Annotated in this window: 13 protein-coding genes; 8 read left to right on the top strand and 5 right to left on the bottom strand. The window is 74.8% G+C overall.

Annotated features, from left to right (window positions below):
- The first annotated feature begins 138 nt into the window (after positions 1-138).
- Positions 139-1,584 carry a cryptochrome/photolyase family protein gene (locus AB0B63_RS14325; protein WP_357018330.1) on the top strand — a complete coding sequence of 482 codons (1,446 nt, stop codon included), beginning with the start codon at positions 139-141 and terminating at the stop codon, positions 1,582-1,584.
- A gap of 24 nt (positions 1,585-1,608) precedes the next feature.
- Here AB0B63_RS14325 and AB0B63_RS14320 read toward each other — a convergent pair whose 3' ends face one another.
- Both AB0B63_RS14320 and AB0B63_RS14315 read right to left on the bottom strand, forming a co-directional pair.
- Positions 1,609-2,517 carry an SDR family NAD(P)-dependent oxidoreductase gene (locus tag AB0B63_RS14320; RefSeq protein WP_208565876.1) on the bottom strand — a complete coding sequence of 303 codons (909 nt, stop codon included), beginning with the start codon at positions 2,515-2,517 and terminating at the stop codon, positions 1,609-1,611.
- Positions 2,518-2,574: 57 nt separating this feature from the next.
- On the bottom strand, positions 2,575-4,050 hold the full coding sequence (locus tag AB0B63_RS14315; protein ID WP_219462101.1) for an NAD(P)/FAD-dependent oxidoreductase: 1,476 nt from the start codon (positions 4,048-4,050) through the stop codon (positions 2,575-2,577).
- Between the two features lie 156 nt (positions 4,051-4,206).
- On the opposite strand from AB0B63_RS14315, the gene AB0B63_RS14310 reads away from it, so the two are divergent.
- Positions 4,207-5,070, top strand: coding sequence for a pentapeptide repeat-containing protein (locus AB0B63_RS14310; protein WP_357018325.1), 864 nt, complete (start codon positions 4,207-4,209; stop codon positions 5,068-5,070).
- Between the two features lie 200 nt (positions 5,071-5,270).
- Positions 5,271-5,522, top strand: a complete 252-nt coding sequence (locus AB0B63_RS14305) for a hypothetical protein (RefSeq protein WP_208565873.1) — start codon at positions 5,271-5,273, stop codon at positions 5,520-5,522.
- A 95-nt stretch (positions 5,523-5,617) separates the two neighbouring features.
- Here AB0B63_RS14305 and rnhA read toward each other — a convergent pair whose 3' ends face one another.
- Together rnhA and AB0B63_RS14295 are read right to left on the bottom strand one after the other, a co-directional pair.
- Complete coding sequence (gene rnhA, locus AB0B63_RS14300) at positions 5,618-6,094, bottom strand: ribonuclease HI (RefSeq protein ID WP_208565872.1); 477 nt, start codon at positions 6,092-6,094, stop codon at positions 5,618-5,620.
- Positions 6,095-6,141: 47 nt separating this feature from the next.
- Positions 6,142-7,329 carry a lycopene cyclase family protein gene (locus AB0B63_RS14295; RefSeq protein WP_357018321.1) on the bottom strand — a complete coding sequence of 396 codons (1,188 nt, stop codon included), beginning with the start codon at positions 7,327-7,329 and terminating at the stop codon, positions 6,142-6,144.
- A 128-nt stretch (positions 7,330-7,457) separates the two neighbouring features.
- Between AB0B63_RS14295 and AB0B63_RS14290 the strand changes: the two genes are divergently transcribed.
- Both AB0B63_RS14290 and AB0B63_RS14285 read left to right on the top strand, forming a co-directional pair.
- Positions 7,458-8,555: a serpin family protein gene (locus AB0B63_RS14290; RefSeq protein ID WP_208565870.1), complete on the top strand. Its 1,098-nt coding sequence runs from the start codon at positions 7,458-7,460 to the stop codon at positions 8,553-8,555.
- 72 nt (positions 8,556-8,627) lie between these two features.
- Entirely contained in the window at positions 8,628-9,698 is a 1,071-nt protein-coding gene (locus AB0B63_RS14285; protein ID WP_357018318.1) for a Gfo/Idh/MocA family oxidoreductase, read from the top strand.
- Here the strand turns inward: AB0B63_RS14285 and AB0B63_RS14280 are convergent.
- Positions 9,681-10,934 (bottom strand): MFS transporter, encoded by a 1,254-nt coding sequence (locus AB0B63_RS14280; protein WP_357018315.1) that lies wholly within the window; start codon positions 10,932-10,934, stop codon positions 9,681-9,683. The genes AB0B63_RS14285 and AB0B63_RS14280 overlap by 18 nt on opposite strands.
- A 111-nt stretch (positions 10,935-11,045) precedes the next feature.
- Here AB0B63_RS14280 and AB0B63_RS14275 point away from each other — a divergent pair, with 111 nt between their 5' ends.
- The 3 genes from AB0B63_RS14275 (at position 11,046) to AB0B63_RS14265 (ending at position 13,489) form a co-directional block, all read left to right on the top strand.
- On the top strand, positions 11,046-11,894 hold the full coding sequence (locus AB0B63_RS14275) for a class I SAM-dependent methyltransferase (protein ID WP_357018312.1): 849 nt from the start codon (positions 11,046-11,048) through the stop codon (positions 11,892-11,894).
- Between the two features lie 336 nt (positions 11,895-12,230).
- The gene (locus AB0B63_RS14270) at positions 12,231-12,719 is read left to right on the top strand and encodes a hypothetical protein (RefSeq protein WP_208565866.1); all 489 of its coding nucleotides are present in this window, start codon (positions 12,231-12,233) and stop codon (positions 12,717-12,719) included.
- A 137-nt stretch (positions 12,720-12,856) separates the two neighbouring features.
- Positions 12,857-13,489 carry a class F sortase gene (locus AB0B63_RS14265; protein WP_208565865.1) on the top strand — a complete coding sequence of 211 codons (633 nt, stop codon included), beginning with the start codon at positions 12,857-12,859 and terminating at the stop codon, positions 13,487-13,489.
- Positions 13,490-13,551 lie beyond the last annotated feature (62 nt).

The following is a 13,551-nucleotide window of genomic DNA, read 5'->3' as shown; positions in this document are numbered from 1 at the left end:
TGGCCCGTACCCCGCCGGCACCCGGTCGCCCGCGCCGGCACCGACCGGCGGGCTGCGGGGGCGCACCACCCGGGCAGGATCACCCGACCGATCGACCCCGCCACGCGGGGTGATCGGCTGACTGGGCACAATCGACACATGTCTCCCCGCCGGTGGTTGCTCGCCGATCAACTCGGGCCGCACTTCCTGGACGACGACCGGCAACCGGTGCTGCTGATCGAGGTCAGCGAGTTGTTCCGGCATAGGCGGCTGCACCGGCAGAAGGCGCACCTGATCCTCAGCGCCCTACGCCACCGCGCCGCCGAACTGGGCGACCGGGCGCTGCTGGTGCGCGCCGGCACCTTCCGGGAGGCCCTGAAGTCGGTCGACGGCCCGGTCGAGGTCTGCCACCCCAGCACCCGGGCCACCCACGACTTCGTCAGGTCCGTCCCGGGACTGACCGTGCTGCCACCCCGCGGCTTCGTCACCGACCGGGCCGACTTCGCCCACTGGGCCGACCAGCCCCGACGGGGACCGCTCCGGATGATCGACTTCTACCGGCACGCGACCCGACGGCACGGGGTGCTCACCGGCCCCGGACCGACCGCACACGGACCCACCCCCGGCGGGCGGGCCCTGGACGTACCGCCCGCACCGCCGATCGTCGAGGACGACATCGACGCCGAGGTACGGGCCGACCTGGACCGGTGGGAACGCGACGGGGTGCGGTTCGTCGGCCGGGACGCCCCCCGCGCGCACCCGGCCAGCCACGCCGAGGCCGACCAGCGCCTGGAGCACTTCCTGCGGTACCGGCTGCCCGACTTCGGCCGCTACGGCGACGTGATGAGCGCCGAGGACCCGGTGCTGGCCCACGGGATGCTCTCCGCCTCGTTCAACCTCGGGCTACTCGACCCGGCGGTGGCGGTGACCCGGGCGGAGGCCGCCTGGCGGGCCGGCGACGCCCCACTGGACTCGGTGGAGGCGTTCCTGCGCGGTCTTCTCGGCTGGCGCGAGTTCCTCTGGCAGCTCTACTGGCACGTCGAGCCGGCCCGGCCGGACACCGGCCGGTTGGCCGCGACCGAACCGCTGCCACCGTGGTTCCTCGACCTCGACGCCGACGCGGTGGAGGCACGCTGCCTCGCCGACGTGCTCGCCGGAGTCCGGGACCGGGGCTGGGCACACCAGGCCCAACGGCTCCTGGTGCTGGGCAACCACGCGTTGCAACGCGGGTGGCGCCCCGCCGAACTGGCCGACTGGTTCCAACGCTGCTTCGTCGACGGCGTCGACTGGGCGATGAACACCACCGTGATCGGCCTGAGCCAGTACGCCGACCTGCCCCGGGTCGACACCCGCCCCTACGCCGTGGACGGCCGGTACATCGACGAGATCAGCGACTACTGCACCGGCTGCCGCTACCAGCCGGACCGGGAACTCGGCGATCTCGCCTGCCCGTACACCGGGGGGTTCGCGGCGTTTCTGCACCACAACCGGGAGAAGCTGGTGGCCGACCCCCGGCTGGCCGCGGAGCTTGCCGCCCGGGACGACCCGCAGCACCGGGAGGCGGTGCTGGCGCAGGAGGAGAAACGGGGCAGCAACCCGCCCTGACCGGCGGTGCCGGGACGCGGGCCCTCACGCCACCTCACCGGCGGGCAGGTCGGTCGGGACCGGGGCCGCCGACCGGGGAGACAGGGCGGAACGCCCCGCCGCACCACCGGCGAGGCGGATACCGGCGGTGAGCAGCCGACCGTACGAGCCGGGCAGGACCCGGCCCAGCAGATCGGGCAACTTCGCCGACCAGCCGATCAGCACCCGGCCGCGACGCCGTTCGACGCCGTCGAGGATCACCTCGGCGGCCCGCTCGGGCGCGATGGACAGCAACCTCTCGAACTGCCGCAGCGTGGCCGCGAACTCCTCGCGGGCCACCCCGCTGCCGACCCGGGCGTTACGGGCGATCCGGGTGGCGATGCCGCCGGGATGCACCGACGTCACCCCGATGCCGTCCTCGGCCAACTCGTGCCGCAGCGCCTCGGTGAACCCGCGCAGCGCGAACTTGCTGGCCGCGTAGGCGGTCTGCCCGGCCGGCGCGATCAGGCCGAACAGGCTGGAGACGTTGACCAGGTGCGCGCCCGGCTCGGCCTTCAACGCCGGCAGCAGAGCATGGGTGAGCTGCACCGGAGCCCGGAAGTTGATGTCGACGACCCAGTGGAACTCGTCCATGGTGACCTGGTCGAACCGGCCACCGAGGGCCACCCCGGCGTTGTTGACGAGCAACCGGATCCGGGGATGCCGGGCCTGGATCTCCTCGGCCACCCGGGCGGTGGCGCACAGGTCGGCCACGTCGACCACGTGGGTGTCGACCCGTCGACGTGGGTGGGTGGCCCGGATCGCGGCGGCCACCGCGTCGAGCCGGTCGACGTCCCGGTCGAGCAGGACCAGGTCGCTACCGCGCCGGGCCAACCCGTGGGCGAGCGCCTCACCGATTCCGCTGGCGGCACCGGTGACCACGGCGGTCCCGGCCGGGAAAACGAAGCTACGCACGCGGCCTCCTCGCTGCGAAACAGGAACGGATTGCAGTGTGGTCGACGGGGGGTCGACTCAACCGACCGGGGTGTCGGCGGCCGCCCGGGAGAACCGCACCCCCTCGTCGACGAGCCGGCCGTGCTTCATCAGCAGGACGTCCCGGACGTAGTTCTGGTGCAGCCGCCACGGCGTCCGGGGACCCTGCTTGGGCAGACCGTCCACACTGCGCAGCACGTACCCCGACCGCAGGTCGATGATCGGTGACAACGGCCCGTCGGCGGGCGCGACGGGGGTGACGACCTGCTGGCCGGTGGCGTCCAGGTGCCGCAGCAACCGGCAGACGTAGGTGGCGACCAGGTCGGCCTTCAACGTCCAGGAGGCGTTGGTGTAACCGATGGTCAACGCGAAGTTCGGCACCCCGGAGAGCATCATCCCCTTGTACGCCACCGTCGCGCCGAGGTCGACGTCGACACCGTCCACGGTGAGGGCCATCCCGCCGAGGGCCAACAGTTGCAGGCCGGTGGCGGTGACCACGACGTCGGCGGGCAGTTCGACGCCGGAGCCGAGCCGGACGCCGCCGGGGGTGAACGTGTCGACGGTGTCGGTGACCACCGACGCCCGCCCCGACGCCACCGCCGCGAACAGGTCCCCGTCCGGTGCCACGCAGAGCCGCTGGTCCCACGGGTCGTAGCGCGGCGAGAAGTGCCGGTCCACGTCGTAGCCGGCCGGCAGCCGCCCCCGGGCCGCCCGCAGCAGGAACGCCCGCACCGCCTTCGGGGCCCGCCGGCTGAGCTGGTAGTTGACGGTGCCGAGCAGCACGTTCTTACCCCGCACCAGCGGGTACGCCAGCCGGGCGGGCAGCCCGCGGCGCAGCAGGTCGGCCACCCGGTCCCGGGTCGGCAACGCGATCACGTACGTGGGGGAACGCTGGAGCATGGTGACGTGCCCGGCCCGCCGCGCCAACGCCGGCACCAGGGTCACCGCCGTGGCACCGCTGCCGATCACCACCACCCGCCGGCCGGTGTGGTCGAGGTCCCCCGGCCAGTGCTGCGGGTGCACCAGACGGCCCGCGTACCGCTCGACACCCGGAAAGTCCGGTGTGTAGCCGGCGTCGTACCGGTAGTAACCGGTGCAGGTGAACAGGAAGTCACAGGTCAGCACCACCTCCTCGGCGGTGTCGTCGCGTCGGGCGTGGACCGTCCACCGGGCGGTGCCGCTGTCCCACCCGGCGCGGACCACCCGGTGGCGGAACCGGATGTGCTCGTCGACGCCGTACCGCCGGGCGGTGTCGCGTACGTAGCGGCGGATGGAGTCGCCGTCGGCGATGGCCTTCGGGTCGGTCCACGGCTGGAACGAGTAGCCGAGGGTGAACATGTCCGAGTCGGAACGGATACCCGGATAGCGGAACAGGTCCCAGGTGCCGCCGATCGCGTCGCGCGCCTCGAACACCGCGTACGTCTTGTCGGGGCAGTCGCGTCGCAGGTGACAGGCGGCACCGACCCCGGACAACCCCGCACCGACGATGAGCACGTCGACATGCTCGGTGGCCATCGCACCTCCCGGGTCCCGAGGCGGTGACCGGACCATATCCCACCCGGTCGCCGCCCCGTCGCCGTCCGGCGGACAATGATGGGGGCCGCAGCCGGCCCACGGGGATCTCCGGCCCGACCGGCCGGCAGCAGCGTCGAGACGGGGAGAACGGACGGCATGTCGGAAACCACCGGGCTACGGGCCGACTGCACCCGGTGCGTCGGGCTGTGCTGCGTCGCGCCCGCCTTCACCGCCTCCGCCGACTTCGCCCACGACAAGCCCGCCGGCCGGCCCTGCCCCCGACTGGGCGCCGACTCCCGGTGCGGCATCCACGACGAGCTGCGGGAACGCGGCTACCCCGGCTGCGTCGTGTTCGACTGCTTCGGTGCCGGCCAGCGGGTCAGCCAGGTCACCTACCCGGGGCGGGACTGGCGCGACGACCCGACCACCGCCGCCGGCATGTTCGCCGCGTTCGCCGTGGCGCGGCCGCTGCACGAACTGCTCTGGTACCTCACCGAAGCAATGGCGCTCACCCCGCACGGCCCGCTGCGTGACCAGCTGCGCGCCGCCCGGGACGCCACCGACACCCTGGCCGCCGGCACCCCCGGGGAGCTGGCCTCGGTCGACGTGGACGCCCACCGGGGCCGGGTGAACCCGCTGCTCGCGGCCGCCAGCGAGGCCGCCCGCGCCGGCACCGGCGGGGCCGACCGGCGGGGCGCGATGCTGCTCGGCGCGAACCTGCGCGGTGCGGACCTGACCGGGGCGAACCTGCGGGGCGCATGCCTGGTCGGCGCGGACCTGCGGGGAGCGGACCTGCGCCGGGCCGACGTCACCGGCGTCGACCTGCGCGGGGCGGACCTGCGCGGGGCGGACCTGTCCAGCACCCTCTTCCTGCACCAGTCGCAGCTGGAAGCGGCCCGGGGCGACCGGCACACCGCGCTGCCCGCCCGGCTGCGCCACCCCGGGCACTGGACCGGGCTGACCCTCACCCCGACCCGCCGCCTGGGCGCCCCCGGCCGCGGACGCCGCCCCCGCCGCTGACATCCCAGCCCGCTGGTGGGCCCAGCCGGGTGGTGGGCCCAGCCGGGTGGTGGTGGACCCGGGGCCGGTGGTCGGCCCCGTGCTCCACGGGCCGCACCGAGCGCGGCGGGAACCCGACCGGTCGGCGCGGTGCTCGACGGGCCGCACCGCCGCACGGCGGGTCGGGTTTGCCCGGCGGTGTGGCGGGCAGGTAGGTCGGCATGACGGACGAACGACACACCGACCGGGCCGACACCGACGAGCCGGACGGCGTACCGGCGTACGAGGCGTCGCTGCGCCCGCCGGGCGAGTCGCTGGGCAGCGGCGGCGACACCGGCGACGACTTCGCCGACCTGCCCGCCGAGGAACACCTGTCGGCCCGGGAGACCAGCCGCGCGGGGTACGACGTCGGTGCGGTCTCCGGCGCGGGCGACCCCGCCGAGGAGGAAGCCGCCAACCCCGCCACCGAGTGACCCGACCCACCGCCGGCCGCCGACCCGGGCCGGCGGCCGGCGGGACCGGTCGCGGGCTCGACGGCCCACCGGGAAGGCGGCAGCCGGGGCGGCGCTCAGCGGGAGGTGCCCACCGCCGACCGGGCCTCGGTCATGCCCCGGTTGGCCAACGCGTCCGCGCGTTCGTTCTCCGGGTGGCCGTTGTGCCCCTTCACCCAGTGCCAACTCACCTCGTGCCGGGCACAGGCCGCCTCCAGCCGCTGCCACAGGTCGGCGTTCTTCACCGGCTGCTTCGCCGCGGTCCGCCAGCCGTTACGCTTCCACGACGCCAACCACCCGGTGATGCCGTTACGCACATAGGTGCTGTCGGTGTGCAACCGCACCACGCACGGCCGGGTCAGCGTCTCCAACGCCTCGATCGCGGCGGTCAACTCCATCCGGTTGTTGGTGGTCGGGGTGGCCTCGCCACCGCACAGCTCCCGCTCGTGCCCGCCGAAACGCAGCAGCACACCCCAACCGCCCGGCCCGGGGTTGCCGCTGCACGCCCCGTCGGTCCAGATCTCCACGACCCTGCCGGCCGCCGCGTCCACCATGCCACCGAACCTACCGCTCCGGTCCACCGGCGACCGTCGTCACGCCCTCAGCGCCGGGTCAACCGGGCGCGCAACCGACCGGCCGCGTCACCGAACACCGCCGAGGTCATCGGCAGCAGCGGACTGGACCGCATCACCGCCAGATCCTCCGCCGGCGTGGTCGCCCCGTCGAGGAAACGCAGCACCCGCGACGCCGGGTTCCGGTCGAAGAGCCGGTCGAAGAACTCCGGACCACCGACCGCACCGGAATCCCACGCCCGCAACGCCACCGCGTCCATCCACCGGTGCCGCCCCGGGTACGCCGGCCGGGGCACCGGCGGCCGACCGGCGGCGAGCGCGGCGGCGACCTGCCCGGCCTGCCGGTGCATCGCCGAGAAGGTGAACCCGGTCGACGGGCGGGTCGCCCCACCGGCGGTGCCCAACCGCACCACCCGGGGCGACGGCCGCCGGTCGAACGGCGCATCCGTCATCGGGATCACCCCGTCCTCGACCTCCCGCACCGTCAACGCCGCCAGGTCCAGACCCAACAGCCCGGCATACCCGCGCAGCCCCGCGTCGTAGCCCGCGTCGGAGAGCACCGCCGGGGAGAACTCGGTGTACTCCACCAGCGCGTACCGGTCACTGACCGGCAGCACGTAGCCGAAGGAGACACCCCGTCGCGGCTGCGGGGTACGGAAGTCCATCAGCACCGCCCGCCCCGGATCGAACACCGGCGTCGACGACTCCAACCACCAGCCCCGGAAGTGCTGCAACCAGGCCGTCCGGCCGGGCCGACGCGGTGGACGGGGACGCGAGTCGAGCACCCAGCCGGCCCGCAGCACCGCCCGCCCGTCGGTGTCGCGCACCGACACCGCCGAGCCGTCGTCGTCGAGCACCCCCACCGCCGCGTCGTACCGGACCGCACCGAGCCGCTGCTCCGCCTCGGCGGCCCGCTCGTACACCGGCGCGGAGCGCAACATCCCGTACCGCAACGGGGTCAGGTCCAACACCCGGGCGACGGCCGGGGTGGTCACCTCCACCCGCGACCAGCTGGCGCTGAGCATCGGCTCCAGGTCGCCCCCCGGGGTGCCCCAGAACGCCCAGGTGCGGTCCTGACCACGCTTGCGCACCGGGTCCACCACGGCGACCCGCAGCCCCGGCAGCACGTGCCGGGCCAGCGCCGCGAGGACCAGCGATCCGGCCCCGCCGCCACCGACGACGGCCAGGTCGACTTCGGCCGGTACGCGCACACCCACCCGGCCACGCTGTCACACCACCACCGACCGGCGGCACGGACCCCACCCACCACGCGCACCCGCCCACACCGGGCCACCCACCGGTGGCGGCACGCCGCCGGCCGCGTACCCGGGTAGCGTGCCGCCCCATGAGCCCGTCCGCCAACGCCCTCACCGCCCGCTGGGCCGCCCGACTGGACGACCGGCAGACCGTCCTGTCCGGCGCCGGGGTGTACCCGCTGCTCGCCCTGCTCGCCCGGTACGCCACCGGCCCGGCCCGCGACGAACTGCACGCCGTCGCCCCCACCCCGGCCACCCCCGTCGACTCCCCCACCACCCGGCTGGCAACCGGCTTCTGGTCCCGCGCCGGACTGCCCCTGGGCCGGCGGTGGCGCACCGAACTGGACAACACGACCCGGGGTGAGCTGACCGGCGACCCGACGGTCGACCAGCCGCGACTCGACCAGTGGGTGCGGGAGCAGACCGACGACCTGATCGACCGGCTGCCGATCCAGGTCCGACCGGGCACCGCCCTGGTGCTGGCGAACGCGCTGACCGTCCTGGTCGACTGGGCCACCCCGTTCCGGCCGGCCCACTGCCAGCCGACGACCGGGCCGTGGCAGGGCCGCCCGCTGGCCGGACTGCACCGCGCCGGCGGCGACCCGGCCGCGCTGCGGGTCGCCGACACCCCCGCCGGCCCGATCAGCCTGCTCACCGTCACCGGGGACGCCGACGTCGACGTGCTGCTCGCCCTCGGCCCGGCCGGACAACCGGCCGCCCGGGTGCTCCCCGCCGCGCTCGCCGCCCTCGACCACCCCGCGACCCTGCCCGCACCGGCCGGACCGGGCGTCACCGAGGACACCGTCGAGGGGTACGACGACCGACCGGAACTGCTGGTGCGTACCGTCGGGTTCACCGTCACCGGCGACCACGACCTGCTCGACCACGCCGACCTGTTCGGCCTGGTCGCCGCCGGACGCGACGGCGACCACTTCCCCGACATCAGCCCCCAGTTGTCGGTCTCCGACGCCCGGCAGAGCGCCCGGGCCGAGTTCACCGCCACCGGATTCCGCGCCGCAGCCGTCACCGCCATCGGCATGCGGGCAGGCTCCGCGCCACCCCGTGCCACCGTCCGTCGACGACGGATCCGCCTCGACGTCGACCGCCCGTTCGGTTTCCTCGCCGTGCACCGCCCCACCGGTCTGGTGCTGATCGCCGGCTGGGTGACCGACCCCACGGGGGCCTGAACCGGCCGGTCACCGGCGACGCGTAGGTTCGGTGCGACCGGACGACCAGCGCCGACGATCGGGGCACCCAGCATGACGGACAGCACGCGCCAGCCACTGCGGGTCGGGCTGCTCGGCTACGGCGTCGCCGGCCGGTTCTTCCACGCCCCGCTGATCGCCGCCACCCCCGGCCTGCGGCTGAGCGCCGTCGTCACCGCCGACCCGCAACGCCGGGACCAACTGGCCACCGAGCACCCCGACGCCCGGGTCGTCGACGACGCCGGGACGCTGTGGGCCGACCCGGACGCCCTCGACCTCGTCGTGGTGGCCACCCCGAACGCCTCCCACGTGTCCCACGCCCGCGCGGCGGTCGCCGCCGGGCTGCCGGTGGTGGTGGACAAGCCGCTCGCCGCCACCGCCGACGACGCCCGCGCACTGGTCGACGAGGCACACCACCGGGGCGTCCCGCTGACCGTGTTCCAGAACCGCCGGTGGGACGGCGACTTCCGCACCGTACGACGGCTGGTCGAGGACGGCGCGCTGGGCCGGGTGACCCGCTTCGAGTCCCGCTTCGAACGCTGGCGACCGCAGATCAGGGCCGGCTGGCGGGAAGGCGGCAGCCCGGCCGACGCCGGTGGCGTCCTCTACGACCTCGGCGCCCACCTCGTCGACCAGGCCGTACAGCTGTTCGGGCCGGTCGGCACCGTCTACGCCGAGGTGGACCGGCGGCGACCCGGCGCACAGGTCGACGACGACGCGTTCGTGGCGCTCACCCACGTCGGCGGGGTCCGCTCCCACCTGTGGATGAGCGCCGTCACCGCCCAACTCGGCCCCCGGCTGCGGGTCCTCGGCGACCGGGCCGGATACACCTGCCACGGGCTCGACGGGCAGGAGGACGCGCTGCGCCACGGCGGCCGACCCGGCACCCCCGGCTGGGGCAAGGTCACCCCCGACCGGTACGGCCTGCTCGGCGCGGGCGACGACCTCCGGCCGGTGCCCACCGAACCGGGCTGCTACCAGGACTTCTACGCCCAGGTCGAGGCGGCGCTGCGCGGTGGCGGGCCGCTGCCGGTGGACCCCCGCGACGCGGTACGCACGGTCGAGCTGATCGAGCTGGCGCACCGCTCGGCCGCCGAACGGACGGTGCTACCCGTCCCCGCCTGACGTGACGGGCTGCCGGGGTGCCGTGCCCGCGTAGGCGGCGACGACGGCGGACCGGTCGAACACCCGCCAGGTCGCCGCGGACACGGCAACGGCCACCACGAACCCCGCCCAGTAGGGCGCGGTCAACCCGAACGTGCCGGCCACCACCCCGCCGAGCAGCGCGCCCGCGCAGTTGCCGCCGGCCGCGATGAACAGCGTCGTCGCACCGACCCGGCCACGCAGCTCCGACGGGGTCAGCCGCTGCCGCAGCGAGTGGAACACGATCCCCCACAGGGCGCCGTGCACGCCGAACGCGAACAGCGCGAACCCGACCAGCCAGGCGCTGGTCGAGGCGGCCAGCGCCAGGTGCAGCCCCGCCTCGACCAGCAGCCCGACCCGCACCGTCCAGGTCGGGGTGACCCGGGCGATGAGCCGGTCACCGACCACCGCGCCGAGCAGCCCACCGACCGACATGCTGGTGAACAGCAGGCCGTAACCGACGGAGTCCAGACCGAGCCGCTGCGTCGCGAGCAGCACCAGCACCGCCATCGCGGCCGTCAGGGTGAGGTTGAGCAGGCCGATCAGCACGGCCATCGCACGCAGCAGCCGCTGGCCGAGCAGGAACCGGAAGCCCGCCCCGATCTCCGCGCGCACCGACCGGGCCGCCGACGGGACCGCCTCCCCGCCGCCCCGGTACGACCCGGCGATCAGCGCGACGAGCACCGCGCTGAGCGCGTACGTGCCGGCGTTGACCAGGAACGGGAGGCTCTCGGCGAGCACGAACAGGAACCCGCCGAGCGGGCCCGCCAACATCCCCTGGGCCAGCGTGGTGCCGCCGCCGAGCCAGCCGTTGGCCCGTTCCAGCCGGGACGTCGGCACCAGCGTGGGGAGCATCGCCTGACTGGCCGACCGGAACACGATCTCGCCGGTGTTCACCACGAACAGCACGGCGTACAGCAGTGGTATGCCGGCCTGCCCGGCCAGCATCGCCGCGCCCAGCGACACCAGGGCGACCACCCGGACCCAGTCGATGACCACCATCAACCGCCGCCGGTCCAGCCGGTCGGCCAGCACCCCGCCGGGCAGGGCGAAGAGCAGCCAGGCCGCCCCGGCGGCAGCGGCGACCACCAGCGGGTCGTCGCTGCGGGCGGCCGCGTACAGCGGGGCCGCCACCGTGGCCATGCCACTGCCCAGCGCCGACAGCGTGCTCGCCGCCCAGAGCCGGCCGAACCGGGCGTCCAGGCCCTTCCCCGTCACGGTCCGGCAACCTACCAGCCAGGTCGGACACCCACCGTCGTCCACCGGCTCGGGGCGGTCGGCCGCCGAATTGCCGTTGAGCGGACCACCGGCATCTGCCACCGTCAGCCGGTGACTGACAACGACGACCCGGGCCCCGGTCGGCCCGGCACCGACTACCGCACCCTCAACCGGGCCAGCTGGGACGACCGGGCCGCCTCCCCGGACTACGCCGTGGACCGGTTCGCCGCCGACCCGGCGTACCCCAGCGATGTGGTCCGGTTCGACCTGCCCCGCCTCGGTGACGTGGCCGGGCTGCGCGGCGTGCACCTGCAGTGCCACATCGGCACCGACACCGTGTCGTTGCACCGGCTCGGCGCGCGGATGACCGGCCTGGACTTCTCCGGCGCCTCGCTGGCCCAGGCGCGGGCGCTGGCCGAGCGCACCGGCGCGGCCGTCGACTTCGTCCAGGCCGACGTCTACGACGCGCCCGACGTCCTCGGTGTCGGCGGTTTCGACCTGGTCTACACGGGCGTCGGCGCGTTGTGCTGGCTGCCGGACATCAGGCGTTGGGCGGGCGTGGTCGCCGCATTGCTGCGGCCGGGCGGGCGGCTGTTCCTGCGCGAGGGGCACCCGATGCTGTGGGCCCTGGACGAGACCCGCCCGGACGGCCTGCTGGTGGTCGACCACCCGTACTTCGAGCGCACCGAGCCGGTGGTGTGGGACGAGGGCGGCACCTATGTGAGCACCGAGGCGACCTTCACCCACAACACCACCCACGAGTGGAACCACGGGCTCGGCGAGGTGGTCACCGCCCTGCTCGACGCCGGGCTAAAGCTGACCATGCTGTGCGAGCACGACAGCGCCCCCTGGGACGCGCTGCCGGGGCGGCAGGTCCGCGACGGGCACGGCGAGTGGCGGCTGACCGAACGCCCGTGGCGACTCCCCCAGACCTACACCCTCCAGGCCCGTCGCCGCTGACCTTCCGCCGGGCCGTGCCCCGCCAGCCGCCTCCCGAAACGGGAGGCGGCTGGCGGTCTGTCGGGGTGGGTGCGGTCTGTGCCGCCCGCGGTGGTTCACAACCGCTAGGGCATCCTAGGAGGCTGGGTTGTGGTCGGGGCGGGGTGTCCGCACTGTCCCGGCATTTCCGCCGCTCGGCGGCGCGGGGGGAAAACACGTGACGGCAACGAAGATTTCTCATTTACCCCGTTACGGGGGGCCAACCCTCCTAGTGTTGGCCACACCGGTGAGTTACGGAGTTGGCCACCCGAACGACGTCCCACGCAGACAGCGGACGAAAAGTGAGGGAAGACGCGTATGAAGGCACAGAAGGTTCTCGTAACGACGGCGCTCGGCGTGGGACTCGGCACGCTCCTGCTCCCGACGGCAGCGCTCGCGGACACCACGGTGTCGCCGGCCAGCACCCCGGTCGGCGGAACGGTCGTGCTCACCGCGACGACCTGCAACCCGAAGTCCGGTGACGTGCTCTTCCACGTCACCGGCCCGGACCGGGACCAGAACGTCCGCTCCACCACCGCCGCCGCCGGCGGTGGGCTGAGCGCCGAACTCTTCACCGCCGGTTTCACCCTGGGCACCTACACCGTCGCCGCCACCTGCGGTGACGGCAGCGCCGCCGGCAGCGCCACCTTCGCCGTCACACCGATCGGCGGGGCACCCGCCGGCGGTGGCGGCAGCACCGGCAACACCGGCCTGCTGGCCGCCGGTGGCGCGCTCGCCGGGGCCGCCGCGCTCGGCACCACCGTGCTGCTGCGCCGCCGACGCCGGGCGGCGGCCACCGTCGGCTGACGGCCGGCGGCCACCCCGGCGCGACCGACGCCGGGTCGCCTGACGGCGAGCCACACACCATCCCTGGGACGGGTGCCCGCACCGGCGCGAACCGGCGCGGGCACCCCGACCACGTCGGACGTCGGGGAGGACGGGCGATGGGCGTACGCGAATGGACGGTCCGGACCCGCACCGCCGTCACGGCGGTCACGGTCAGCGGTGCCGCCGGGATCGCCCTGCTCGCCGCCGGGCTGACCATCGGACCGGTCGGGCCACCCCAGCCGAGCATCGACGTCAGCGGCGGCAACAGCAGCCGCTCCCCGATCCCGGCCCTGCCCCGCTCGACGCCGGTCCGCATCGACATCGCCGCCATCGGCGTCCACGCCGACCTGGTGCCGGTGGCGGGCGATCCGAACGGCACCCTGGAGGTGCCCCCACTGGACAGTCCCGCCGTCGCCGGCTGGTACCGGCCGGGGGCCAGCCCCGGCGAGGCGGGCAACGCCGTCGTCGTCGGGCACGTCGACACCCGGGACGGGCCGGCGGTCTTCTTCGACCTCGGGCGGCTGCGCCCCGGCGACACCGTCCGGGTGACCCGCGCCGACGGGCGGACCGTCACCTTCGCCGTCGACGGGGTCGGGACGTACCCGAAGCGGAACTTCCCCACCGCGCTGGTCTACGGGCCGGGCGGACCTGGACCGGCGTTGCGCCTGGTCACCTGCGGGGGGCGGTTCGACGAACGGTCCCGCGACTACTCCGACAACATCGTCGTGCGGGCCACCGCCGTCGGCTGACCGTCGCCCGGCCCCACCCCTGTCGCGCCGGCCTACTACGGTGGGCCGGCGGACGGGCGGCG

Origin of the sequence: Micromonospora sp. NPDC049081, assembly GCF_040648835.1 — a bacterium.
Classification (GTDB): domain Bacteria; phylum Actinomycetota; class Actinomycetes; order Mycobacteriales; family Micromonosporaceae; genus Micromonospora; species Micromonospora antibiotica.
Note: the sequence above shows the minus strand (reverse complement) of the source record. Positions and strands in the feature narration are given on the sequence as shown.

Bases quoted from the DNA above. Each gene is read 5' to 3' on its own strand.
- AB0B63_RS14325 (WP_357018330.1), top strand. From the start codon at position 139: ATGTCTCCCCGCCGGTGGTTGCTCGCCGATCAACTCGGGCCGCACTTC.
- AB0B63_RS14310 (WP_357018325.1), top strand. From the start codon at position 4,207: ATGTCGGAAACCACCGGGCTACGGGCCGACTGCACCCGGTGCGTCGGG.
- AB0B63_RS14305 (WP_208565873.1), top strand. From the start codon at position 5,271: ATGACGGACGAACGACACACCGACCGGGCCGACACCGACGAGCCGGAC.
- AB0B63_RS14270 (WP_208565866.1), top strand. From the start codon at position 12,231: ATGAAGGCACAGAAGGTTCTCGTAACGACGGCGCTCGGCGTGGGACTC.
- AB0B63_RS14265 (WP_208565865.1), top strand. From the start codon at position 12,857: ATGGGCGTACGCGAATGGACGGTCCGGACCCGCACCGCCGTCACGGCG.
- AB0B63_RS14315 (WP_219462101.1), bottom strand. From the start codon at position 4,050: ATGGCCACCGAGCATGTCGACGTGCTCATCGTCGGTGCGGGGTTGTCC.
- rnhA (WP_208565872.1), bottom strand. From the start codon at position 6,094: ATGGTGGACGCGGCGGCCGGCAGGGTCGTGGAGATCTGGACCGACGGG.
- AB0B63_RS14290 (WP_208565870.1), top strand. From the start codon at position 7,458: ATGAGCCCGTCCGCCAACGCCCTCACCGCCCGCTGGGCCGCCCGACTG.
- AB0B63_RS14285 (WP_357018318.1), top strand. From the start codon at position 8,628: ATGACGGACAGCACGCGCCAGCCACTGCGGGTCGGGCTGCTCGGCTAC.